The sequence below is a fragment of the Qaidamihabitans albus genome (assembly GCF_016464705.1).
GTDB lineage: Bacteria > Actinomycetota > Actinomycetes > Mycobacteriales > Pseudonocardiaceae > Qaidamihabitans > Qaidamihabitans albus.
Genome location: NZ_JAEHOB010000002.1, coordinates 479,846 through 502,903, shown reverse-complemented (window position 1 = coordinate 502,903; position 23,058 = coordinate 479,846). Strand labels below are relative to the sequence as shown.

Sequence of the window (23,058 nt, the reverse complement as noted above, 5' to 3'; positions counted from 1 at the left end):
CGTGGCAGAGGAGTTTGTGGATGCGGCCGTATCCGTTCACGGCAGTCGTCGGGATGCAGGACCTGCGGCTCGCCCTCGTGCTCTCCGCGATCTCACCCGCGATCGGCGGCGTGCTGGTGCGTGGCGAGAAGGGCACGGCGAAGTCGACGATGGTGCGCGCGCTCGCCGGGCTGCTGCCCGGCGTGGACGTGCTGGACGGCTGCCGGTTCTCCTGCGACCCGGCCGACCCCGACCCGGCGTGCCCCGACGGCCCGCACCCCGCGGGCGCCGCGGCGCACCGGCGCCCCGCGCGCCTGGTGGAGCTGCCGGTCGGCGCGGCCGAGGACCGCGTGGTCGGCTCGCTGGACCTGGAGCGGGCGCTGCGCGACGGCGTCACCGACTACCAGCCGGGGCTGCTCGCCGGTGCCCACCGGGGCCTGCTCTACGTCGACGAGGTCAACCTGCTGCACGACCACCTCGTCGACACGTTGCTGGACGCCGCCGCGATGGGCCGCGCCACCGTCGAGCGCGAGGGCGTCTCGGTGTCGCACGCGGCCAGTTTCGTGCTGATCGGCACGATGAACCCCGAGGAGGGTGAGCTGCGGCCGCAGCTGCTCGACCGGTTCGGGCTCACCGTCGAGGTGACCTCCAGCCGTGAGCCGGGGGAGCGGGCCGAGGTGGTGCGCCGCAGGCTCGCCTACGAGGCCGATCCGGAGTCCTTCGCCGCCCGCTACGCCGAGGAGGACGAGCTGCTCGCCGCCGACATCGAGGCGGCCAAGCGGCTGGTGCGCTCGGTCGAGCTGACCGACGACGCGCTGCTGCGGATCGCCGAGGTGTGCGCCGCGTTCGAGGTGGACGGGATGCGCGCCGACATCGTCATCGCGCGCACCGCGGCCGCGCACGCCGCCTGGTGCGGCCGGGACACGGTGACCACCGAGGACATCCGCGCGGCCGCCCGGCTCGCGCTGCCGCACCGGCGACGGCGTAACCCGTTCGACGCGCCCGGCATCGACGAGGAGCAGCTGGAGCAGACGCTGCGCGACGCGGAGCCGCCGGACGGCCCGCCGGACGACGACGGGCCCGGCTCCGGCGGTGAGCCGCCTACCGACGGACACGACGACACGGATGGCGGGCACGGCGACACAGACGGCGGACACGGTGACACGGACGGCGGACACGGCGACGCGGAGCGCGGACACGGCGGCGCGGGTGGCGAGCGCAAGGTGGGCGCGGGCAGTCCGTACCGGGCGCGGCTGTTCACCGTCGGCGGCACCGGCGCCGGGGCGCACGGACGCCGCTCGCGCGCCGTCACCGACAGCGGCCGCATGGTCGGCGTCCGGCCTCCGGGCGAGCGGGAGGGCGGCCCGCACGTGCTCGCCACGGTGCGTGCGGCGGCGCCGCACCAGCACGCCAGGGGCCGCCGCGGCACCGGGCTCGTGCTGCGCCCGCAGGATCTGCGCTACGCGCGGCGCGAGGGCAAGGAGGGCAACCTCGTGCTGTTCTGCGTGGACGCCTCCGGCTCGATGGGCGCCCGCTCGCGGATGCGCGAGGTGAAGTCGGCGGTGCTCTCGCTGCTGCTGGACGCCTACCAGCGCCGCGACAAGGTGGGGCTGGTCACCTTCCGCGCGGCCACCGCCGAGCTGGCCCTGCCGCCGACGATCAGCGTCGAGACGGCCGCGGCCCGGCTGGAGTCCCTGCCGACCGGCGGGCGCACGCCGCTGGCGGAGGGGCTGCTGCGTGCGGCGGAGGTGCTTCGCGTCGAGGCACTGCGTGACGCGCGGCGGCGGCCGTTGCTGGTCGTGGTCACCGACGGCCGGGCGACCAGCGGCGCCGACGCGGTGGCCCGCTCGCATGCGGCCGCCGACCTGCTCGCGGGCACCGGGGTGGCGAGTGTGGTGATGGACTGCGAGAACGGCCGGATGCGACTCGGCCTTGCCGCCGAGCTGGCGGCCCGGCTCGACGGCGAGCACGTCGCGCTCGGTGAGGTAGCCGCGGACGCGCTGGCACACGAGGTGAAACGGAGGGCCGCCTGAATGACAATCGCGAAGCGCCGATCGGGTGGGCCGACCGGGTGCGGGTGTCCCGCAGGACACAGGAGGGCCGCCTGAATGACAATCGCGAAGCTCCGATCGGGTGGGCCGACCGGGTGCGGGTGTCCCGCAGGACACAGGAGGGCCGCCTGAATGCCGAAGGGCCAACCCGAGACGGTCCCGGACGACGGGCTCACCACGCGCCAGCGCCGCAACCGCCCGCTGCTCGCCGTGCACACCGGCGAGATGAAGGGCAAGTCCACCGCCGCGTTCGGCATGGCGCTGCGCGCGTGGAACCAGGGCATGTCGATCGGGGTGTTCCAGTTCGTCAAGTCGGCGAAGTGGCGCGTCGGCGAGGAGTCCGCCTTCCGTGCGCTCGGCGGGCTGCACGAGCGCAGCGGTGAGGGCGGCCCCGTCGAGTGGCACAAGATGGGCGAGGGCTGGAGCTGGACGCGCAAGCGCGGCACCGAGGACGACCACGCCGCGAACGCCCGCGAGGGCTGGGCCGAGATCAGGCGCAGGCTGGCGGAGGAGCGGCACGGCTTCTACGTCCTCGACGAGTTCACCTACCCGCTGCACTGGGGCTGGATCGACACCGGCGAGGTGGTGGCCGCGCTGCGGGAGCGGCCCGGAAGGCAGCACGTGGTGATCACCGGCCGCAACGCGCCCGCCGCGCTGATCGAGGCCGCCGACCTCGTCGCGGAGATGACGAAGGTCAAGCACCCGATGGACGCGGGACAGAAGGGTCAGCGGGGGATCGAGTGGTGATCGCGTGGTAGCCCGTCTCGTCATCGCCGCGCCGGGCTCCGGGCACGGCAAGACGACCGTCGCGACCGGCCTGATGGCGGCGCTGCGCGAGCGCGGCCGCCAGGTCTCCGGGCACAAGGTGGGGCCTGACTTCATCGACCCGAGCTACCACGCGCTGGCGACCGGGTTGCCCGCCCGCAACCTCGACCCGTTCCTGCAGGGCGAGCAGCGGGTGGTGCCCCTGCTGCGGCACGGTTGCCGCACCGCGGAGATCGCCGTGATCGAGGGCGTGATGGGCCTGTTCGACGGCGCGCTCGGCACCGAGGGCTACGCCTCCACCGCGCACGTCGCGCGGCTGGTCGAAGCGCCGGTGGTGCTCGTGGTGGACGCGGGCGCGGCCAGCCGCAGCGTCGCGGCCGTGGTGTACGGGTTCGCGCACTACGACCCGCGGGTACGGCTGGCCGGGGTGATCCTGAACAAGCTGGGCTCGCAGCGGCACGAGGACGAGATCCGCGCGGCCCTCGCGCCGACGGGCATCCCGGTGCTCGGCGCGTTGCGGCGCAGCGACGAGATCCACGCGCCGAGCAGGCACCTCGGGCTGGTCCCGGCGGCGGAGCGCGCGGGCGAGTCGCGGCAGACCCTGCCCCGGCTGGCGCGGTGGGTCGCCGGGGGCGTCGATCTAGGCGCCGTCGAGCGGGTCGCCCGCACCGCCCCCGCACTGTCCGGGCCGGTGTGGGATCCGGCAGCGCAGGTGCGGCCCCTTGCGCGGCGGGCGGTGGTGGCCGCGGCAGGCGGCCAGGCGTTCACCTTCCGCTACACCGAGACCGCGGAGCTGCTGGACGCGGCGGGTGTCGACGTGGTGGACCTCGACCCGATGCACGACGAGGCACTGCCGCCTGGCTGCGCGGGCCTCTACTTCGGCGGCGGCTTCCCCGAGGTGCACGCGGAGGCGATCTCGGCGAACGCCGTGCTGCGCGAGCAGGTGGCCGCCGCTGTCCGGCGCGGCATGCCGGTGAGTGCGGAGTGCGCCGGGCTGCTCTACCTGTGCCGGGAGCTGGACGGGCTGCCGATGGTCGGTGCGCTCGACGCCACGGCGCGGATGACGGAGCGGGGTGCGCTCGGCTATCGCCGGGCGAGCGCGCCGACGGCGAACGTGCTCGCCGAGCGGGGCGGCACGGTGACCGGGCACGAGTTCCATCGCACGGTCGTCGAGCCGCGGCACGGCGGCACGCCCGCGTGGCAGTGGGACGGGCAGCCGGAGGGTTTCGCGACGCCGACCCTGCACGCCTCCTACCTGCACGTGCACTGGGCGGGTCACCCGGAGCTGGCGGCGGCGTTCGCGGCGGCGGCACACCGGCACGAGACGGTGCCCGGTGGCTGACCCCGTCGACCAGGGCGGGTACGACCTGCGCCACCACGGCGACCGGGAGGTCGGCGGTGGCCTGGTCGATCTCGCGGTCAACGTGCGGATGGCCACGCCGCCGGAGTGGCTGCGCGACGAGCTGGCCCGCTGCCTCACCGGCCTCGCCGCCTACCCGGATGTCCGGGCGGCCACCGAGGCGATCGCCGCGCGGCACGGCCGGGAACCCGCCGACGTCCTGCCGACCGCGGGCGCGGCGGAGGCGTTCACCCTGCTGGCGAACGCGCTGCGCCCACGGAACACGGCCGTGGTGCACCCGCAGTTCACCGAGCCGGAGGCGGCGCTGCGGGCCGCCGGGCACCCGGTGCTGCGCGTGCCGCTGTCCGCGGCCGGCGGCTTCGTGCTGGATCCGGGCGCCGTGCCGGAGCACGCGGATCTGGTCTTCGTCGGCAACCCGACGAACCCCACGTCCGTGCTGCATCCGGCGGCGGCGCTGCGGCGGCTGTGCCGGCCGGGCCGGATCGTGGTGGTGGACGAGGCGTTCATCGACGCCGTGCCCGGCGAACCGGAGAGCCTCGCGGGCGAGCGCCTGCCCGGTGTGGTGGTGCTGCGCAGCCTCACCAAGACGTGGGGGATCGCCGGTCTGCGGGCCGGCTACCTGCTCGCCGAGCCCGCGGTCGCCGAGCGGCTGCGGGCCGCGCAGCCGCCGTGGTCGGTGTCCACGCCGGCCGCGGTGGCGATGGTGGCGTGCAGCCGCCCGGCTGCGCTCGCCGAGGCCGGGGAGCTGGCGCGGGCCGCGGAGCGGGACCGGGCTGAGCTGGTCGCCGGGCTGCGCGAGCTGGGCGTGCACGTCGCGGGTGCGCCGCGCGGGCCGTTCGTGCTGGTGCGGCTGCCGCGGGCCGGGCAGGTGCGGCTGGCGCTGCGGGCCGCCGGATACGCGGTGCGCCGCGGCGACACGTTCCCCGGGCTGGACGAGGACTGGCTGCGGATCGCGGTCCGCGACCCCGCCACCACGCGCGGCCTCCTCGACGCGCTGGCCACCGCACAACGACTCGTGAGTGCGCACACGAGTTAGAACGCGGCTACGCACTCACGAGGACGAGGGCGGCGGCGGTTCCCGCTTCCACGCAGGCGCCGAGCACGTCGCCCGTGGTGCCGCCGAGACGGCGCACGCAGCGCAGCAGCAGCAGTCCCGCGACGGCGCAGCAGGCCACCACCGCGAGCGGCCCGCGCCACCACGGCAGGCCGGGCGCCGCCGCGGCGAGCCCCGCGACCAGCAGCGGCACCGCCACGGCCGCGGGGACCGGCACCGCACCCGCGACCGTCGCGCCCAGCCCGTCCGGCCGCGCCGAGGGCACCCCGCGGACACAGCACAGGGGCAGCACCGCCCGCCCGGCGACCACCCCGATCGCGGCGGCGGCCACCCCGTGCCCCGCCACGACCGCGCCGGCCAGCGCCGCGCTCTGCACGATCAGCACGAGCACCAGGGTGGCCACCCCGGCCGGGCCGGAGTCACCCCGGCGCATGATCTCCAGGGCCCGCTCGCGGTCGTAGGACGCGGCGAGCCCGTCGGCGGTGTCGGCCAGCCCGTCCAGGTGCAGCCCGCGTCCGGCCAGCGCCACCGCGCCCACCGCGAGTGCCGCCGTCACCAGCGCGGGCAGCCCGGCGAGCTCGCCGCCGAGCACGATCAGGCCCGCGAGCACCGCGAGCGGCACCGCGGCGACGGGCGCGAGCAGCATCGCGCCACCCGCCACCCGCCGGTCGATCACCCGGGGCGCGGGCACCGGCAGCGCCGTCAGCGTGCCCAGCGCCATCCGGACGGAGTCGCGCATCACAGGTCGGCCAGCGACCCCATCCCGGCCAGCACGGCGCGCGCGTTGCGCAGCACCGCCACCGCCTGGACCGCGCCGCTGCCCTCCCCGAGCCGCAGCCCGAGGTCCAGGATCGGTTCCAGGCCGAGCGCCTTGAGCGCGTAGGCCTGGGACGGCTCGGTGGAGCGGTGCCCGGCCAGCCACCACTGGGCGGCCGCGGGCGCGATCTCCCGCGCGACGATCGCCGCGGCCCCGGAGAACACACCGTCCAGCAGCACCGGGACCCCGCGCACGGCGGCCTGCACGAGGAAGCCCGCGGTCGCCGCCGCGCAGGCACTGCCGAGCGCGGTCAGCAGGTCGAGCGGGTCGGTGGCGCGCGCACCGGCCCTGGCCAGCGCCGCCTCGACGACCGCGACCTTGCGCGCGCGCCCCGCCTCGTCCACCCCGGTGCCGGTGCCCACCACGTCCGCGGCGGGCAGTCCGAGCGCCGCGGCGACCAGCGCGGCGGCGACCGTGGTGTTGCCGATGCCCATGTCGCCGGGGATCAGCAGGTCGGCGCCGCCGTCGACCTCCTCGTCGGCGATCGCCCTGCCCTCGGCGAAAGCACGTTCCGCCTCCCCCGGCGCGAGGGCGTCGGTGACGTCGATGGCGCCGGAGCCGCGCCGGACCTTGTGGGCGCCCACCGCGGCCGGTACGTCGCCGAGATCGCCGTCCACGGCCAGGTCGAGCACCCGGACCCGCGCACCGGCCTGCGCGGCGAGCACGTTGACGCCGCTGGTGCCCGCCAGGAACACCCGCACCATCGCCGCGGTGATCTCCCGCGGGTAGGCGGAGACGCCGGGCGCGGTGGCCACGCCGTGGTCACCGGCGAACACCACCACGCGCACATCGTCGAGCGGGCGCGGCGGCACGGTGCCGTGCGCGGCGCACAGCCACGCGGCCAGCTCCTCCAGCCTGCCGAGCGCGCCGAGCGGCTTGACCAGCCCGTCGAGCCGTTCCTGCGCCGCCGTGCGCGCCCGCTCGTCGAGCGCCGGGATGTCGAACCTCACATGGACTCCTTGTTCACAGGTGCACCACCTTGCCCGCCACCACGAGCCGGGTGCCGTGCGACTCCGCGGCCACCGCGGTGTTCAGGGCACCGAGCACGTCGCGGAAGACCCGGCCCGCCACCGTCGGCGGCACGATCCCGCTGCCTACCTCGTTGCTCACGGCCACCACCGGGATCGTCGTGGCCCGCCAGGCGTCCAGGAAGTCGTGCAGCCGCTCGTCGACGCGTTGCTGCCAGCCCTCCTCCTGCTGCCAGGCGCCGACCTCGTCGAGGACCCGGCTCACCCAGGTGCCGAGGCAGTCGATGAGCGTGGGCGCGGTCGCCGCGCGCAGTGCCCCGGCCAGGTCGGTGGTCTCCACGGTGCGCCAGTGCGCCGGCCTGCGCGCGCGGTGCGCGGCCACCCGCGCGGCCCACTCGGCGTCGTCGTCGCCGGGGGGCAGCCCCGCGGCGACGTAGACGACATGGTTGTAGCGGGCCATCAGCTGCTCGGCGTGCCGCGACTTGCCCGAGCGCACCCCGCCCAGGATCAGCACCCGGCCGTTGCCCTGCCCGCGGCGGCCGTAGCGGCGCACCAGCGCGGCGGCCGTCTCCAGCCGGGTGGCCGTGAGATCGGCGATCCGCCGCCTCCGATCGTTCATCATGCCGGGCATTCTTGCCGACGGATTAGGGTTCGCGCTGTGCCCGATCGCAAACAGCTCGCCGCAGCCGGGATCGTCGCAGGTTATGCGGCCGACGCGATCTTCGGAGATCCCCGGCGCGGCCATCCCGTCGCCTGGTTCGGCAGGGCCGCCGCCGCGCTCGAACAACGCGTCTGGGCCGACTCGCGGCAGCGTGGCGTGCTCTACGCGGCCACCTGCGCGGGCGCGGCGACCGTCGCCGGGGCCGCGCTGGAGGCCGTCACCCGCCACCGGCCGCTCGGCCGCTTCGCCGTGACGGCCGTGGCGACCTGGGCCGTGCTCGGTGGCCGCGGGCTCGCCGGTGAGGGGGCCGAGATGGTGAGGCTGCTCGACGCCGGGGACGTGGCCGCGGCCCGCCGGAGGCTGTCGCACCTGTGCGGCCGCGACGCCGGCACGCTCGGCCCGGCGGCGCTGGCGCGGGCGGCGACCGAGTCGATCGCGGAGAACACGTCCGACGCGGTGGTCGCCCCGCTCGTGTGGGGCGGGCTGGCCGGGATACCCGGCCTGCTCGGTTACCGGGCGCTCAACACGCTCGACGCGATGGTCGGGCACCGCACCCCGCGCCACGCCCGGTTCGGCTGGGCCGCCGCGCGGGCCGACGACGTGGCCAACGTGCTGCCGGCCCGGCTCAGCGCGGCGAGCGCCGTGCTGGCCGCGCCGCTCGTCGGCGGGCGCCCGGCCCTTGCGTGGCGCGCGTGGCGGCGGGACGCGGCCCACCATCCGAGCCCGAACGCCGGACCGGTGGAGGCGGCGTTCGCCGGGGCACTCGGGGTACGGCTGGGCGGGACGAACAGCTACGGCGGCCGCGTCGAGGATCGTGGCCCCCTCGGTGACGGCCCCGAGCCGGGCACCGCCGACCTGCGCCGGTCGGTGCGCCTTTCCCGGGCCGTCGGGCTCGCCGCGCTGGCCGCAGGCGCGGCGCTGGCCCGCTATCGCTGACCCGCCGGTGCCGGGGCCTTGGCACGCTCGCGCAGCACCCGCTCGGCGAACGCGCCGAACGTGAGGCCGAGCGCGGACCACAGCACCAGTTGCGTGCCCAGCGCCGCGGTGCGGAACGTCCACAGTGTCGAACCGGGGAACTCGGCAGGCACCTCGTCGACGACCGGCAGCAGCGCCGCGCACACCGCCATCACGACGATGTAACCGCCCATGCCGAGCAGGCCGCCCCACCACGCGCCGAACCGGTCGGCCAGCCCGCGGCCGCCGACCACCGCGGCGATCCCAGCGACCAGCGACAGCGCGGCGAAGCCGAAGTACAGCGCGGTGCGGTCGCCGATCGTCCCGGCCGACCCCACCGCGGGCGGGTTGGCCGGGTACTTGAGGAACGGCACCAGTACGACCACGGCAAACGCGCCCGCGGCGAGCAGCGCCGAGGTCAGCCTCGGCCGCAGCGTGCCGACCCTGCCGTGCAGGAACGCGAACGCGACGGCGAACAGCCCGCCGATGGCGATGCCGTACGCGCCGATGCCGGTGAGCAGGCCCACCGTGCTCTGCACGCCCCTGCTGACGAGTTCCTCGTCCTCACCGCCGCCGTGCCCGTGCCCGCCCTCGGCGGTCGCGTGCGAGTGCCCGCCGGACTCCTCCAGGCCGATCGCGACGTTGACGGACGGCTCACCGAAGAAGTAGGCGAACAGGGTCGCCAGCACACCGGCGATCAGGCCCGCGAGCATTCCGCGGACCAGCAGGTTCCTCATCATGGCGGTCTCTCCCTGCCGCTGGGCCGCGCCGCGGCCACCGTCGTGGGGCTTCGCCGGGCGCGTTCGGCCATGCCCTCGACGGGGCACGGACGTGCTCGGATGCTCGGTCAGTGGCAGGGGAAGGCCAGCAGGTGCCTGCCGTCGTGCACGAACTCGTGCACGAGCCCGTTGCCGGCGAACAGTTCCACCGCGCCCGCCTCGGTGCTCACGAAGAACAGCACGATCAGCGACAGGATTCCGACGAAGATCGCCCACGGGACGATCTCCCGGAGCGGGATGCTGACCTGGACGGGATGCGGGACGGTGGCAGTCGCCTGCGACATCGGGACCTCCTCGGGCTTGGCGCGGCCCTGTTGGGACGGTTGCGATGACGGCGGGTCTGACTTCCGAGTGACTCGGTTACAGTGGCGCGACCGTGCGGAATCTCACCGGCTTCCGGCCGCCATCGCGCAGCCGGTCGAGCGTAAGTTCGCCGGCTGCGCGGTGTCAATGTGACGTGATCGCGGCATGGGCCACGCGGTCCTCCCGGGTCGGCGCACGGTGCGGAAGAACTCGCGGATGTCGCCGGTGAGCAGGTCGGGTGCCTCGTAGGCCGGGAAGTGACCGCCCCGGTCGTACTCCGTCCAGCGCGCGGCGTGCCCGGCCGGGTCGACCAGCTCGCGGATGCTGTCGTCCCCCGCGAACACCGCGACTCCTTGCGGCTGCGCGGGTGCCTCCGCCGCGGCGCCGTCGCCCGCGGACTCGGCGATCTCCCGGTAGGCCCGCATCCCCTCGTAGGTGCTGTGGGCCGAGGAGGCGCCGCTGCCGGTGAACCAGTACAGGCTGACGTTGGTGAGCAGCTGGTCGCGGTCCACTGCCTCGTCCGGCAGTTCGGCGCCAGGGTCGGTCCATTCCCGGAACTTCTCGACGATCCAGGCGAGCTGCCCGGCGGGCGAGTCGTTCAGCGCGTAGGCGAGGGTCTGCGGCCTGGTGGCCTGCAGGTGGAGGTAGCCGAGGCCCTCCCGCTGGAACTCGTTGAACCGCTCGGCTCGCAGCGTGTCCGCTTCGGACAGTCCGGCCGGGTCGACCGGCGGCCCGAACGGGAACGCGGGCGCGGGTCCGTTGATATGCGTGCCGGTCACCCGGTGTGGCGCGATCATGCCGAGCAGGCCGGTCAGCCCCGCACCGATGTCGCCGCCGTGCGCGCCGAACCGTTCGTAGCCCAGCCTGCTCATCAGCTCGGCGAACGCGCCGGCCACCCGGAACAGGTTGCCCCAACCCGCTTCGCGGACCGGCGTGGAGAAGCCGAACCCGGGCAGTGAGGGAATCACCACGTCGAACGCGTCCGCGGGATCGCCGCCGTGGGCCACCGGGTCGGTGAGCGGCCCGATCACCCTGAGGAAGTCCACGAACGAGCCCGGCCAGCCGTGGCTCAGGATCAGCGGCAGCGCGTCCGGCTCGGCCGAGCGGACGTGCACGAAGTGGAAGTCCTGGCCCTCGATCGTGGTGACGAACTGCGGCAGCTCGTTGAGCTCACGTTCCCTGGCACGCCAGTCGAAGCCGTCGGCCCAGTAGCCGGCCAGTTCCCGGAGGTAGGACGCGGGCACGCCGCGCTCCCAGCCGGTGCCGGGCAGCTGCTGCGGCCAGCGGGTGGCGGCCAGCCTGGACCGCAGGTCGTCGAGGTCGTGTTGCGGGATGTCGATACGGAAGGGACGGATCTCGGTGTTGGTGTCCATGCCGCGAACACTAGGAACCAAACAGGCACGAACAGTTCCTGTTTCCGTGCCAGGATCGAAAGATGTCCGACACCCCGCAGCGGCTGCTGCGCCTGCTGTCCCTGCTGCAGACCCCGAGGGACTGGACCGGACCCGAGCTGGCCGGGCGGCTCGGGGTGACCGTTCGCACCGTGCGCAACGACATCGAGCGGCTGCGCGACCTCGGCTACCCCGTGCACGGGATCCGGGGCGCCGCGGGCGGCTACCGGCTCGGCGCAGGCACGTCGCTGCCACCGCTGCTGCTCGACGACGACGAGGCCGTGGCGGTCGCGGTCGGGCTCCGGATCGGTACCGGCAACGGCGCGGTGACCGGCATCGAGGAGTCCTCGCTGCGGGCGCTGGCGAAGCTGGAACGGATGCTGCCCTCCCGGCTCCGCCGCCGGGTGCACAACCTGCGCGACTACGTGGTGCCGGTGCCCGGTGCCGGCCCGGCGGTGGACGCCGACACGCTCACCGCCATCGTGGCGGCGGCCCGCGACAACGAACGGCTCCGTTTCGACTACACCGGCCACGACGCAACCGTGACCGGCCGGGACGCCGAGCCGCACCGTCTCGTGCACACCAGGGGGCGCTGGTACCTGCTCGCCTGGGACACCGGCAGGGCGGGCTGGCGCACCTTCCGCGCCGACCGCATGCGGCTGCGCGTCCCCAACGGGCCCCGGTTCACTCCCCGCGAGGAACCCGAGGGCGGTGTAGCGCGCTACGTCTCCGCGGGGCTGGACACCGCGACCTGGCAGGTGCGGGCACGGATCGTCGTGCACGCACCCGTTGAGGTCATCCGGCCGCAGCTCCCCGCGGTGGTGTCCGTGGCCGAGCTGGACGAGCGGACCTGCGTGATCAGCGCCGGCTCGGACTCGCCCGCCCGGCTCGCGCACTACCTCGGCCTGCTCGACGCCGACTTCGAGGTCACCGAGCCGCCCGAACTGGTCGAGCACGTCCGCCTGCTGGCGCGGCGCTACCGGCGCGCGGTCGCCGCGGCACCGTTCACGGGCGGCGACCCGTCGCGCTGAGGAACTGCTCCGGCCGCAGCGCGCGGGCGACGATCCGGGTGTCGCCGAGCCAGCCGTAGAAGCCCTGTCCGTAGCGCTCGGCGAACTGGGTGCCGCCGAGCGCGAACGGCTTGCCGAGCGTCGTGATGCCGTGCGAGCGTTCGGCGGCGTTGCGGGCGATCCGCGAACCGTCCACGTAGGTGACGGTGTGCCTGCCGTCGTTGACGACCGCCACGTGCATCCAGCGGCCCACCGGCACGGCGTGGCTCCACGACGTCGGGTCGGCGTCGCGGTCGGTGGGATAGACCACGAACTGCAGGAACCGCTCCCCGGAGAGGTTGAGGCTGCACGTCGGCTCGTCCGGCGACCAGCCGCTGGTCTTGCCCGCGTCCCCGGCCCGGCCCTCCCAGCTCAGGATTCCCATCCACGCGTGGTCGCCCTCGAACGGCTCGGGCAGCTTGAGGAACGTCTCGATGGTGTAGCCGCGCTCGAACGTCATGCTGTTGAGCGGCGCGTTCACGCCGGTCCGCAGCGCGGCGCCCCGGTCGGGGTTCTTGCCGCCGCCGAACCGAAGGCTCGCGTGCGCGGGCTGCGTGTGGTGGTGCTCGGCCGAGAACGTCAGCACGTCCGGCCCGCTCGCGTGCAGCCGCTCGACGGTGAGGTCGTTGCCGTGGCCGGACAGGTCGCGGGCGACGGCACCGGCCGGTACCGGGCCGCCGTCCCGGCCCGCGACGAGCCCGGAGCCGTCGAAGCGCCAGTACGCCACGGTGTCGCGGAGCAGCACCGTCCCGGCGGGCCGCGGCGGGGGCGGCACCAGCGGGGCGAAGCCGGCGAAGCGGCGGTCGAAGTCGAGTTCGACGCTGAACCGGTCGACATCGCCGGTGAGCTCCACGGTCTCCGCCTCCAGCTGCGTGCGCTGGGCGGGCCTGCGGGCGAGCAGCCACGGCGAGAACGTCTCGACGTCGAGCACGTTCCGCGCGAGGTCGAACGAGTAGAGCCGGAGCATGCCGGCGCCGCCGTAGTAGCGGTCCTGGTAGTTGGTGATGTGCAGGTGCACCGGGTTGCCGTGGTCGTTGGTGAGGACGGTGCGGCCGGGCGGCCAGTAGTGGCCGCTGAGCGTCAGGAAGATCTGGTCGCTGCGGCGGATCAGCCCGTCCCAGAGCCGTTGCCCGTGCTCGGAGAGCCGGGCGTCGCCCGCGTCGTCGGCGTGGACGAGGTCGTGCGTGGTCAGGATCGCGGGCAGCGCCGGGTGGTCGGCGACGACCCGCCGCGCCCAGGCGATGCCGCCGTCGGACACGCGCCAGTCCATCGCGAGCAGCAGCCACTCGCGGCCACCGGCGCGGAAGACGTGGAAGCTGTTGTAGCCGTCCGGCGAGGAGCCGCCGTAGGTCTCCACCCTGGCGAAGCGGCGCGGGCCGAACGTGCGCAGGTACGGCGTGTCGCCGCGCTGGTCGGTGCCGGAGACGTCGTGGTTGCCCGCGATCACGCTGTAGGGCAGCTTGCCGTGCACCGTGCGGAACACCTCGTCGGCGACGCGCATCTCGGCGTCGCTGCCGTGCTCGGTGACGTCACCGAGGTGCGCGAGGAACACGATGTTCGCCTCCCGGCGCGAGCGCACGGCGTGACGCAGCGCCGCCCGCACCGGCTCGGGATCCGAGCCGCCCTCGTCGATCAGGTACTGGGTGTCGGGCAGCACGGCCAGCGTGAACCGCGGGCTCTCCGGATCACCGGCCTCCGTGCGGGCCGCACGCGTCCCGGCGGCAGCGGTGCCCGCGGAGAGAGCCGCCGCGGCGACCGGCGTTCCCGCCGCGATCCGCAGCAGGGTGCGGCGGGTGACGTCGCCGGCTGCCGGGGCTCTGTCTGTTGTGTCCCCTGTGCCCTCTGTGTTCGCTGTGTCCACGCTGTTCTCCCAGGCTCGGAATGTCCGAGCCCAGCGTGCGGAGCACAGCTGGCCTGCCGGTGACGTACGGCCGAACCGCGTGCCACGTTCGGGTGATGATCACGCGCGGCGGCCCACGACGCCCAGGCCGGCTCGTGAGTGCGCAGCCGAGTTAGAACGCGGCTGCGCACTCACGAGCGGTGGGACTGTTCAGGCGATCGGGCGCTCGGTGGGCGCGATCGGCGCGGGCAGCACGTCCCGGCCGGTGAGGTAGGCGTCCACCCCCGCGGCGGCCGAACGGCCCTCCGCGATGGCCCACACGATCAGCGACTGGCCACGGCCCATGTCGCCGGCGACGAACACCTTGTCCAGACTCGTCCGGTAGGTCGTGTCCCGCGCGACGTTGCCGCGCTGGTCCAGCTCGACGCCCAGCTCGTCCAGCAGCCCTTCCCGCTGCGGGCCGACGAAGCCCATCGCGAGCAGCGCCAGCTGCGCGGGCAGCTCCTGCTCGGTGCCCTCGACCGGCACGAATCTGCCGCCCTCGTTGCGCACCTCGACCAGCTGCAGCGCCCGCAGGTTGCCCTCGTCGTCGGCGAGGAACTCCTGCGTGTTCACCGAGTAGAGCCGCTCGCCGCCCTCCTCGTGGGCCGAGGAGACGCGGTAGATCATCGGGTAGGTGGGCCACGGCTGCTCGTCCGGCCGCGACGAAGGCGGCTTCGGCATGATCTCCAGCTGCGTCACCGACCGGGCGCCCTGGCGGTGTGCCGTGCCGACGCAGTCCGCCCCGGTGTCACCGCCGCCGATCACCACGACGTCCTTGCCCGCCGCGTCGATCGGCGGCCGTGCCAGCTCGCCGCTGGCGACCCGGTTCGCGGGCGGCAGGTACTCCATCGCCTGGTACACACCGGGCACGTCCCGCCCGGCGATCGGCAGGTCACGCCAGGCCGTCGCCCCGCCGGCCAGCACGATCGCGTCGTACTCGGCCCGCAGCCGCTCGCCGGTGATGTCCACGCCCACGTTGACGTTCGTGCGGAACTCGGTGCCCTCGGCCCGCATCTGCTCGAGCCGCCGGTCCAGCCGGTTCTTCTCCATCTTGAACTCGGGAATGCCGTACCGCAGCAGCCCGCCGATCGCGTCGGCCCGCTCGAACACGACCACGTCGTGCCCGGCGCGGGTGAGCTGCTGCGCCGCCGCCAGCCCCGAGGGACCCGAACCAACCACAGCGACCTTCTTGCCGGTCCTGGTCTCCGGGATCTCGGGCTTGACCCAGCCCTCCTCGAACGCGCGGTCGATGATCGAGATCTCGACGCGCTTGATCGTCACCGGGTCGTCGTTGATGCCCAGCACGCACGCGGTCTCGCACGGTGCGGGGCACAGGGTGCCGGTGAACTCGGGGAAGTTGTTCGTGGCGTGCAGGCGCTCGATGGCGTCCCGCCAGTCCTCGCGCCACACCAGCGTGTTCCACTCCGGGATGAGGTTCCCGAGTGGACAGCCCTGGTGGCAGAACGGGATGCCGCAGTCCATGCAGCGGCCCGCCTGCTTCTCCAGCTTCGTGCGCTCGAAGTCCTCGTAGACCTCACGCCAGTCCTTGATCCGCACGTCCACGGGACGCGACTTCGGCGTCTCCCGGGGAGTGGTCAGGAAACCCTTCGGGTCAGCCATGTGCCGCCTCCATGATCGCCTCGTTCACGTCCCTGCCGTCGCGCTCGGCCGCGGCCTGCGCGCGCAGGACGCGCTTGTAGTCCTTCGGCATGACCTTCGCGAACCGCGGCAGCGCCGCCTCCCAGTCGGTGAGCAGCGCGTGCGCCACGGCCGAGGAGGTCTCGGTGTAGTGCCGTTCCACGGCTTCGCGCAGGAACTCCACGTCCTCGTCGTCGAGCGCGTCGAGATCCACCATCTCGCGGTTGACGCGGCCCAGCGTCAGGTCCAGCACGTAGGCGATACCGCCCGACATGCCCGCCGCGAAATTCCGGCCGGTCGGCCCGAGCACGACCACCCGGCCGCCGGTCATGTACTCGCACCCGTGGTCGCCGACGCCCTCGACGACGGCCAGCGCGCCCGAGTTGCGCACACAGAATCGCTCGCCGACCTTGCCCCGCAGGAAGATCTCGCCGCTCGTCGCGCCGTAGCAGATCACGTTGCCCGCGATGATGTGCTCCTCGGCGGCGAACTGCGCCTCCTTCGGCGGCCGCACGACGATCCGGCCACCGGAGAGGCCCTTGCCCACGTAGTCGTTGGCGTCGCCGACGAGACGCAGCGTGATGCCCCTCGGCACGAACGCGCCGAACGACTGGCCGGCCGTGCCGGTGAACGTGATGTCGATCGTGTCGTCCGGAAGGCCGTCACCGCCCCAGTGCTTGGTGAGCTCGGAGCCGAGCATCGTGCCGACCGTGCGGTTCACGTTGCGTACCGGCAGTTCCAGCCGCACCTTGTCGCCCGAGCTCAGCGCACCCTCGGCGAGCTGGATCAGCGTGTTGTCCAGCGCCTTGTCCAGCCCGTGGTCCTGCGTGACCACCTGGTGCCGCGCCGCCCGCGGCTCCAGCTCGGGCACGTGGAAGATCGGCGAGAGGTCCAGGCCGGTGGCCTTCCAGTGCTCCACCGCGGCCCGCGTGTCCAGCACCTCGGCGCGCCCGATGGCCTCGTCGATCGAGCGGAAACCGAGCTCGGCCAGGTACTCCCGCACCTCCTGGGCGACGAACTCGAAGAAGTTCACCACGTGGTCGGCCTTGCCGGAGAACTTCTCGCGCAGCACCGGGTTCTGCGTCGCGACCCCCACCGGGCAGGTGTCCAGGTGGCACACCCGCATCATGATGCAGCCCGACACCACCAGGGGAGCGGTGGCGAAGCCGAACTCCTCGGCGCCGAGCAGCGCGGCGATCAGCACGTCCCGGCCGGTCTTGAGCTGACCGTCGGTCTGCACCACGATCCGGTCGCGCAGCCGGTTCTCCAGCAGCGTCTGCTGGGTCTCGGCGAGGCCGAGCTCCCACGGCGCCCCGGCGTGCTTGATCGACGACAGCGGCGACGCGCCGGTGCCGCCGTCGTGCCCGGAGATCAGCACCACGTCGGCATGCGCCTTGGACACACCCGCGGCGACCGTGCCGACGCCCACCTCGGACACCAGCTTCACGTGGATCCGCGCCGCCGGGTTGGCGTTCTTCAGGTCGTGGATCAGCTGTGCCAGGTCCTCGATCGAGTAGATGTCGTGGTGCGGCGGTGGCGAGATCAGTCCCACCCCGGGCGTGGAGAACCGGGTCTTTGCAATCCACGGATACACCTTGCTGCCGGGCAGCTGGCCGCCCTCGCCGGGCTTGGCGCCCTGCGCCATCTTGATCTGGATGTCGTCGGCGTTGACGAGGTACTCGCTGGTCACGCCGAACCGTCCACTCGCGACCTGCTTCACCGCGGACCGGCGCTCGGGATCGTAGAGCCGCTCCGCGTCCTCGCCACCCTCACCGGTGTTGGACTTGCCGCCGAGCCGGTTCATCGCGATGGCGAGGGTCTGGTGCATCTCCTGCGAGATCGAGCCGTAGGAGATGGCGCCGGTGGCGAATCGTTTGACGATCGACGAGACCGGCTCGACCTCCTCGATCGGCACCGGCTCCCGCACGCCCTTCTTGAACCCGAACAGCCCGCGCAGGGTCATCAGCCGCTCGGACTGGTCGTCCACAGCCTTCGTGTACTCCTTGAAGACCTCGTACTTCCCGGAGCGTGTGGAGTGCTGGAGCTTGAACACCGTCTGCGGGTTGAACAGGTGCGGCTCGCCCTCGCGGCGCCACTGGTAGTCGCCGCCGGTCTCCAGCTCGCGGTGGCTGGCGCGCACGCCGTCCGAGGGGAACGCGTGCCGGTGCCGCTCGGCGACCTCCCTGGCGAGCATGTCGAAACCGACCCCGCCCAGCCGCGACGTGGTGCCGGTGAAGCAGGTCTCGATGACCTCGGAGCCGAGCCCGATCGCCTCGAAGATCTGCGCGCCGGTGTAGGAGGCGACGGTCGAGACGCCCATCTTGGACATCGTCTTGCGCACGCCCTTGCCGAGCGCCTTGATCAGGTTGCGGGTCGCGTCCTTCGCGGTGACACCCGCGATCAGCCCCTGCTCGGCCATCTCCTCCACGGTGGCCATCGCCAGGTACGGGTTCACCGCCGCCGCGCCGTAGCCGATCAGCAGGGCGATGTGGTGCACCTCGCGGGCATCGCCCGCCTCGACCACCAGGCCGACCTGGGTGCGGCTCTTCTCCCGCACCAGGTGATGGTGCACCGCGCCGGTGAGCAGGAGCGAGGGGATCGCCGCGTGCTCGGCGTCCACCCCGCGGTCGGACAGCACGATCAGGCGGGCACCCTCCGCGATGGCCTCGGACACCTCGGTGCGGATCTCCTCCAGCCTGCGCAGCAGCGCCTCGCCGCCGCCGGCCACCTCGTAGCAGCCGCGGATGGTCACCGCCTGGAACTCCGGCAGCGTGCCGTCGTCGTTGACGTGCACCAGCTTGGCGAGCTCGTCGTTGTCCAGCACGGGGAACGGGAGCACGATCTTGCGGCAGTGCTCGGGCCCGGCCTCCAGCAGGTTCGCCTCGGAGCCGAGCTGGGTGCCCAGAGCGGTCACCAGCTCCTCGCGGATGGCGTCCAGCGGGGGGTTGGTGACCTGCGCGAAGAGCTGGACGAAGTAGTCGAAGATCTGCCGCGGCCTGCTGGAGAGCGGCGCCAGCGGCGAGTCGTTGCCCATCGAGCCGATCGGCTCGGCGCCGGTGCGGGCCATGGGTTCGAGCAGGACGGAGAGCTCCTCCTCGGTGTAGCCGAAGGACTGCTGGCGGCGCACCAGCGAGGAGTGGGTGGGCACCTCGCGCTCGCGCTCGGGCAGCTCCTCGAGCCGCAGCATCCCCGCGTCGATCCACTCGTCGTACGGGTGCTCGGTGGCCAGCGAGCCCTTGATCTCCTCGTCGTCGATGATCCGCCCCTCGGCGGTGTCGACGAGGAACATCCGGCCCGGCTCCAGCCTGCCCTTCCGGACGATGCTCGACTGGTCCAGCTCCAGCACGCCGACCTCGCTGGCCAGCACGACCAGGCCGTCGTCGGTGACCCAGTAACGGGCGGGGCGCAGGCCGTTTCGGTCGAGCACGGCGCCGATCTGGGTGCCGTCGGTGAAGGCCACCAGCGCCGGGCCGTCCCACGGCTCCATCAGCGCGGAGTGGAACTCGTAGAAGGCCCTGCGGGCCGGGTCCATCTCCTCGTGGTTCTCCCACGCCTCCGGGATCATCATCAGCACCGCGTGCGGCAGCGGCCGTCCGCCGAGGTGCAGCATCTCCAGCACCTCGTCGAACGAGGCGGAGTCACTCGCGCCGCGGGTGATGACGGGGTAGATACGCCGCAGCTCACCGGGGATCAGGTCGGTGGACAGCCGCGACTCGCGCGCGTCCATCCAGTTCCGGTTGCCCTTCAGCGTGTTGATCTCGCCGTTGTGCGCGACGTAGCGGTACGGGTGCGCCAGCGGCCACGACGGGAACGTGTTGGTGGAGAAGCGGGAGTGCACGAGGCCGATGGCGCTGGTCACCCGCTCGTCGGTCAGGTCGGGGAAGAACCGCTCGACCTGTGGCTCGGTGAGCATTCCTTTGTAGACGATGGTGCGCGCCGACAGGCTGGGGAAGTACACCTCGGAGTCGGTGAGCGCGTGCTCGGCGCGCTTGCGCACCACGAAGGCGGCGCGTTCCAGCGCCAGCCCGGTCACGTCGTCGCGGTTCGGCGCCAGGAACAGCTGCGCGAAGTACGGCATCGTCGTGCGGGCGGTGGGGCCGACGTGCTCCGCGTCCACCGGCAGCTCCCGCCAGCCGAGGATGCGCATCTCCTCCTCGGCGGCGATGCGCTCGACCGTCGACATGGCCTTGCCCCTGGCCTCCTCGTCGACCGGGAGGAAGGCCGTGCCGACCGCGTAGGCGCCCGGTTCGGGCAGCTCGAAGCCGGCGACCTCCCGGTAGAAGGCGTCCGGGATCTGGATGAGGATGCCTGCGCCGTCCCCGGTCTCGGGTTCGGCTCCCCGGGCACCGCGATGCTCCAGGTTGCGCAGGGCGACGAGGGCCTTGCGCACGATTCCGTGATCGCGCCTCCCGGCGAGATCGGCGACGAAGGCTACGCCGCAGGCGTCGTGCTCGTACTGCTCGTCGTACAAGCCCTGCGCCTTGCGCGGCTCGTGCGGTACGTGGCGGGTCACGGCTGGCCGCCCTCCTATGGCTTCGGCGTGGCCGGGCCGGGCTGTTGGTCAGGCGGAAGCGCCGATGCTCCACCTGGCTAACGGTCCGGCCCGGTTTGGCGATGGTCAGTTGAGGGAAGTCGTCGATCGTCCCGGCCCCGGGACGGGCGCGGGCATCGTCGAGTGGCCACACCACGTCGTGCGGCCGGGGGCACGTCACTGTGCGTCCGGGCGCGGCCGAGAACAGCCCACACGGGTGGGTGGCCGTTCCGGCGCGCGCTGAATGCTCCCGGGTTCGCCGGTCTTATGACAGTAGTGTGAAATCCCGGTTATCGGGATAGGTCGACGGTTGCGCGTGGGAAACAACACGTCCGGATTGACGGAGGCCAGTTTCGCTGCATCGGCACTGTTCCGGCTGATGCGCCCGCCATGACCAGCGATAACGTGGATCTTGTCCGGGCGGGATACGCTTCCGGGCATGGCCAGCAGCGCAGCAGCAGATCCCAGGGATTTTCTCGACGTCGACGCCCGGCTCGCCGACGAGGAGCGTGACATCCGCGACGCGGTCCGTGATTACGCTCGGGCACAACTTCGACCGCAAGTCGCCGAATGGTTCGAGACCGGAATGTTACCCGCCCGCGAACTGGCGAAGGAATTCGGCCGGCTGGGCGTACTCGGCATGCACCTTCAGGGCTACGGCTGCGCCGGTACCTCGGCGGTCGCCTACGGCATCGCGTGCCGCGAGCTGGAGGCCGTCGACTCCGGGCTGCGCAGCTTCGTGTCGGTACAGGGCTCACTGGCGATGTTCGCGATTCACCGGTGGGGCAGCGAGGAGCAGCGCGGGCGCTGGCTGCCGGGGATGGCCGAGGGCGAGCTGCTCGGCTGCTTCGGGCTGACGGAGCCCGACGCGGGCAGCGATCCCGGCTCGATGCGCACGCGGGCGCGCCGGGACGGTTCCGACTGGATCCTCGACGGCACCAAGATGTGGATCACCAACGGCACCGTCGCCGACGTGGCCGTCGTCTGGGCGCAGACCGACGAGGGCATCCGCGGGTTCGTCGTGCCGACGGACACGCCGGGCTTCAGCGCCCGCGAGGTCCAGCACAAGCTCTCCCTGCGCGCCTCGCTGACGGCGGAGCTGGTGCTGGAGGGCGTCCGGCTCCCCGCCGAGGCCGCGTTCCCGGACGTGCGCGGCCTGCGTGGTCCGCTGAGCTGCCTGAACGAGGCGCGCTACGGCATCCTGTACGGCGTCGTCGGCGCCGCCCGCACGTGCTACGAGACGGCGCTGGAGTACACGCTGTCCCGCGAGCAGTTCGGCAAGCCGCTGGCGTCCTTCCAGCTGACCCAGCGCAAGCTGGCCGATCTCGTGATCGAGGTGAACCGCGCCGGGCTGGTGGCCCTGCATCTCGGCAGGCTCAAGGACGACGGCGAGCTGGACCACAGCCAGGTCAGCTTCGGCAAGATGGCCAACGTGCGCAGCGCCCTCGAGGTGGCCCGCACGGCACGCACGCTGCTCGGGGCCAACGGAATCTCGCTGGAGTACCCGGTGATGCGGCACATGGCCAACCTGGAGACCGTGCTCACCTACGAGGGCACGGAGGAGATGCACGCGCTCTCGCTCGGCCAGGCGGTGACGGGTATCGCGGCGTTCCGCTGAGCCCGCCCCTCGTGAGTGGCTACCGGCGTTCTAACTCGTGCGCGTACTCACGAGCGCGTCAGGCGGCGGCTACCAGTCCGAGCGCGGCGCGGCCCGCCTCGGTGAGCACGGCGGGTACGCGCTGGCCGGGCCTGCCCGCGACGGCGGGGGCCACGAGGCCGATGCGCGCGAGACGGTGCGCGGTCGCCTGGTCGCAACAGGCGAGGCCGTCGATGAAGAGATCCGGTTCGCAACTGCAGCTGATCTCCGCGCCGCCCTGTGCCACTGCGTGCAGGGTGGCGCGTTCGCGGTGATTCAGTTCGTTGTCCGTGTCATCCATGGTTGAGGCACCCCTGCCCCCTGGTTCTTCACCCGGTTCCTTTACCGGGAGGCTGCCCGCCATTCAACGTCAGTACACCGACAATTTCTGGCACCCTGTGCGATATCTCTCACAGTGTCGCGTCGAACACCGCGGTCACGCTGCCCAGACCCGCGACTTCCGCGACCACCGAGTCACCCGGCGTGACCGGGACGGCTCTGGTCATGGAGCCCGGCAGCACCACGTGCCCGGCCTCCAGCTCGATGCCGAGCGGGCCGACCGTGTTCGCGAGCCACACCAGCGCGTTGAGCGGGGAGCCGAGCACCGCGCCGCCCGCGCCGGTGGCCACCAGCCGCCCGCCGGAGTGCAGGGTGCAGCCGGCCAGCCGCAGGTCCACCGCGGAGAGCGGCGTCGGTCTGCTGCCGAGCACGACGCCACCGGAGGACGCGTTGTCGGCGACGGTGTCGACGATGGAGATGTTCCAGTCCCGGACACGCGAGTCGACGATCTCCAGCGCGGGCAGCACGAAGTCCACCGCGCGCGCGGCGTCGGCGACGGTCACGCCCGGCCCGGAGAGCGTGCGGCCCAGCACGAAGGCGATCTCCGGCTCGATGCGCGGCTGCAGGAAGGCCCGCGTCGGGATCGGCTGCTGCTCCAGGTGGAACATGCCGCTGAGCAGGTGCCCGTAGTCGGGCTGGTCCACGCCCATCTGCTCCTGCATGGCCGCCGACGACAGCCCCACCTTGTGCCCCTTGACCCGCTCGCCGCGCTCGACCCAGTGGCGGACCTGCTCCTGCTGGATGCGGTAGGCGTCGGTCACCGTCGCGTCAGGGTGGTCCTCGATCACCGGAGGTATCGGCTTCCCGGTGTCGTAGGCGCGCAGGAACCGGGCGGCGACGTCGGCCAGGGCGTCCGGGGTCATGGCTGAACACTCGCCGCGAAGCCGGGCGCGGGCAAGGC

At 73.2% G+C, this 23,058-nt stretch carries 18 protein-coding genes; 7 read left to right on the top strand and 11 right to left on the bottom strand.

Annotation, left to right across the window (positions count from 1 at the left end; translation table 11 throughout):
• Positions 1 to 20: 20 nt before the first annotated feature.
• The 4 genes from JAP66_RS05615 to cobC all read left to right on the top strand — a co-directional run bounded on the left by JAP66_RS05615 (position 21) and on the right by cobC (position 5,191).
• Positions 21 to 2,012, top strand: coding sequence for a putative cobaltochelatase (locus JAP66_RS05615; protein ID WP_199430467.1), 1,992 nt, complete (start codon positions 21 to 23; stop codon positions 2,010 to 2,012).
• 150 nt (positions 2,013 to 2,162) lie between these two features.
• Positions 2,163 to 2,777: a cob(I)yrinic acid a,c-diamide adenosyltransferase gene (gene cobO / locus JAP66_RS05610; protein WP_199430466.1), complete on the top strand. Its 615-nt coding sequence runs from the start codon at positions 2,163 to 2,165 to the stop codon at positions 2,775 to 2,777.
• A gap of 4 nt (positions 2,778 to 2,781) precedes the next feature.
• Entirely contained in the window at positions 2,782 to 4,137 is a 1,356-nt protein-coding gene (locus JAP66_RS05605) for a cobyrinic acid a,c-diamide synthase CobB (protein ID WP_199430465.1), read from the top strand.
• Positions 4,130 to 5,191 carry an Rv2231c family histidinol phosphate aminotransferase CobC gene (cobC, locus tag JAP66_RS05600; RefSeq protein ID WP_199430464.1) on the top strand — a complete coding sequence of 354 codons (1,062 nt, stop codon included), beginning with the start codon at positions 4,130 to 4,132 and terminating at the stop codon, positions 5,189 to 5,191. The genes JAP66_RS05605 and cobC overlap by 8 nt, the downstream gene beginning before the upstream one ends.
• 7 nt (positions 5,192 to 5,198) lie before the next feature.
• Here cobC and JAP66_RS05595 read toward each other — a convergent pair whose 3' ends face one another.
• Genes JAP66_RS05595 through JAP66_RS05585 form a run of 3 tightly spaced genes read right to left on the bottom strand, consistent with a single transcriptional unit; the run spans position 5,199 to position 7,616 of the window.
• On the bottom strand, positions 5,199 to 5,948 hold the full coding sequence (locus JAP66_RS05595; RefSeq protein WP_235998760.1) for an adenosylcobinamide-GDP ribazoletransferase: 750 nt from the start codon (positions 5,946 to 5,948) through the stop codon (positions 5,199 to 5,201).
• Complete coding sequence (gene cobT, locus JAP66_RS05590; protein ID WP_199430463.1) at positions 5,948 to 6,976, bottom strand: nicotinate-nucleotide--dimethylbenzimidazole phosphoribosyltransferase; 1,029 nt, start codon at positions 6,974 to 6,976, stop codon at positions 5,948 to 5,950. The genes JAP66_RS05595 and cobT overlap by 1 nt, the downstream gene beginning before the upstream one ends.
• 13 nt (positions 6,977 to 6,989) lie before the next feature.
• Positions 6,990 to 7,616 carry a bifunctional adenosylcobinamide kinase/adenosylcobinamide-phosphate guanylyltransferase gene (locus tag JAP66_RS05585; protein ID WP_199430462.1) on the bottom strand — a complete coding sequence of 209 codons (627 nt, stop codon included), beginning with the start codon at positions 7,614 to 7,616 and terminating at the stop codon, positions 6,990 to 6,992.
• A gap of 36 nt (positions 7,617 to 7,652) precedes the next feature.
• On the opposite strand from JAP66_RS05585, the gene JAP66_RS05580 reads away from it, so the two are divergent.
• The gene (locus tag JAP66_RS05580; RefSeq protein WP_199430461.1) at positions 7,653 to 8,591 is read left to right on the top strand and encodes a cobalamin biosynthesis protein; all 939 of its coding nucleotides are present in this window, start codon (positions 7,653 to 7,655) and stop codon (positions 8,589 to 8,591) included.
• Here JAP66_RS05580 and JAP66_RS05575 read toward each other — a convergent pair.
• The 3 genes from JAP66_RS05575 to JAP66_RS05565 form a co-directional block, all read right to left on the bottom strand.
• On the bottom strand, positions 8,582 to 9,349 hold the full coding sequence (locus JAP66_RS05575; protein WP_199430460.1) for a CbtA family protein: 768 nt from the start codon (positions 9,347 to 9,349) through the stop codon (positions 8,582 to 8,584). The genes JAP66_RS05580 and JAP66_RS05575 overlap by 10 nt on opposite strands.
• Positions 9,350 to 9,456: 107 nt before the next feature.
• Positions 9,457 to 9,672, bottom strand: coding sequence for a CbtB domain-containing protein (locus JAP66_RS05570; RefSeq protein WP_199430459.1), 216 nt, complete (start codon positions 9,670 to 9,672; stop codon positions 9,457 to 9,459).
• 102 nt (positions 9,673 to 9,774) lie between these two features.
• Positions 9,775 to 11,064: an epoxide hydrolase family protein gene (locus tag JAP66_RS05565; protein WP_199430458.1), complete on the bottom strand. Its 1,290-nt coding sequence runs from the start codon at positions 11,062 to 11,064 to the stop codon at positions 9,775 to 9,777.
• 62 nt (positions 11,065 to 11,126) lie between these two features.
• On the opposite strand from JAP66_RS05565, the gene JAP66_RS05560 reads away from it, so the two are divergent.
• Positions 11,127 to 12,113: a helix-turn-helix transcriptional regulator gene (locus tag JAP66_RS05560; protein WP_199430457.1), complete on the top strand. Its 987-nt coding sequence runs from the start codon at positions 11,127 to 11,129 to the stop codon at positions 12,111 to 12,113.
• On the opposite strand, the gene JAP66_RS05555 is transcribed toward JAP66_RS05560, so the two are convergent.
• From JAP66_RS05555 to gltB, 3 genes are all read right to left on the bottom strand, one after another.
• Entirely contained in the window at positions 12,088 to 13,992 is a 1,905-nt protein-coding gene (locus JAP66_RS05555) for a LamG-like jellyroll fold domain-containing protein (protein ID WP_199430456.1), read from the bottom strand. The two genes, JAP66_RS05560 and JAP66_RS05555, sit on opposite strands and share 26 nt — an antisense overlap.
• Before the next feature lie 189 nt (positions 13,993 to 14,181).
• Positions 14,182 to 15,633 (bottom strand): glutamate synthase subunit beta, encoded by a 1,452-nt coding sequence (locus tag JAP66_RS05550; RefSeq protein ID WP_199430455.1) that lies wholly within the window; start codon positions 15,631 to 15,633, stop codon positions 14,182 to 14,184.
• Positions 15,626 to 20,164: a glutamate synthase large subunit gene (gene gltB / locus JAP66_RS05545; RefSeq protein WP_199430454.1), complete on the bottom strand. Its 4,539-nt coding sequence runs from the start codon at positions 20,162 to 20,164 to the stop codon at positions 15,626 to 15,628. The genes JAP66_RS05550 and gltB overlap by 8 nt, the downstream gene beginning before the upstream one ends.
• A 457-nt stretch (positions 20,165 to 20,621) precedes the next feature.
• Between gltB and JAP66_RS05540 the strand changes: the two genes are divergently transcribed.
• Positions 20,622 to 21,800 (top strand): acyl-CoA dehydrogenase family protein, encoded by a 1,179-nt coding sequence (locus JAP66_RS05540; RefSeq protein WP_199430453.1) that lies wholly within the window; start codon positions 20,622 to 20,624, stop codon positions 21,798 to 21,800.
• 58 nt (positions 21,801 to 21,858) lie between these two features.
• Here the strand turns inward: JAP66_RS05540 and JAP66_RS05535 are convergent, their stop codons facing one another.
• Positions 21,859 to 22,119 (bottom strand): YjhX family toxin, encoded by a 261-nt coding sequence (locus JAP66_RS05535; protein ID WP_199430452.1) that lies wholly within the window; start codon positions 22,117 to 22,119, stop codon positions 21,859 to 21,861.
• Between the two features lie 109 nt (positions 22,120 to 22,228).
• The gene (locus JAP66_RS05530; RefSeq protein ID WP_199430451.1) at positions 22,229 to 23,020 is read right to left on the bottom strand and encodes a 2-keto-4-pentenoate hydratase; all 792 of its coding nucleotides are present in this window, start codon (positions 23,018 to 23,020) and stop codon (positions 22,229 to 22,231) included.
• Between the last annotated feature and the right edge of the window lie 38 nt (positions 23,021 to 23,058).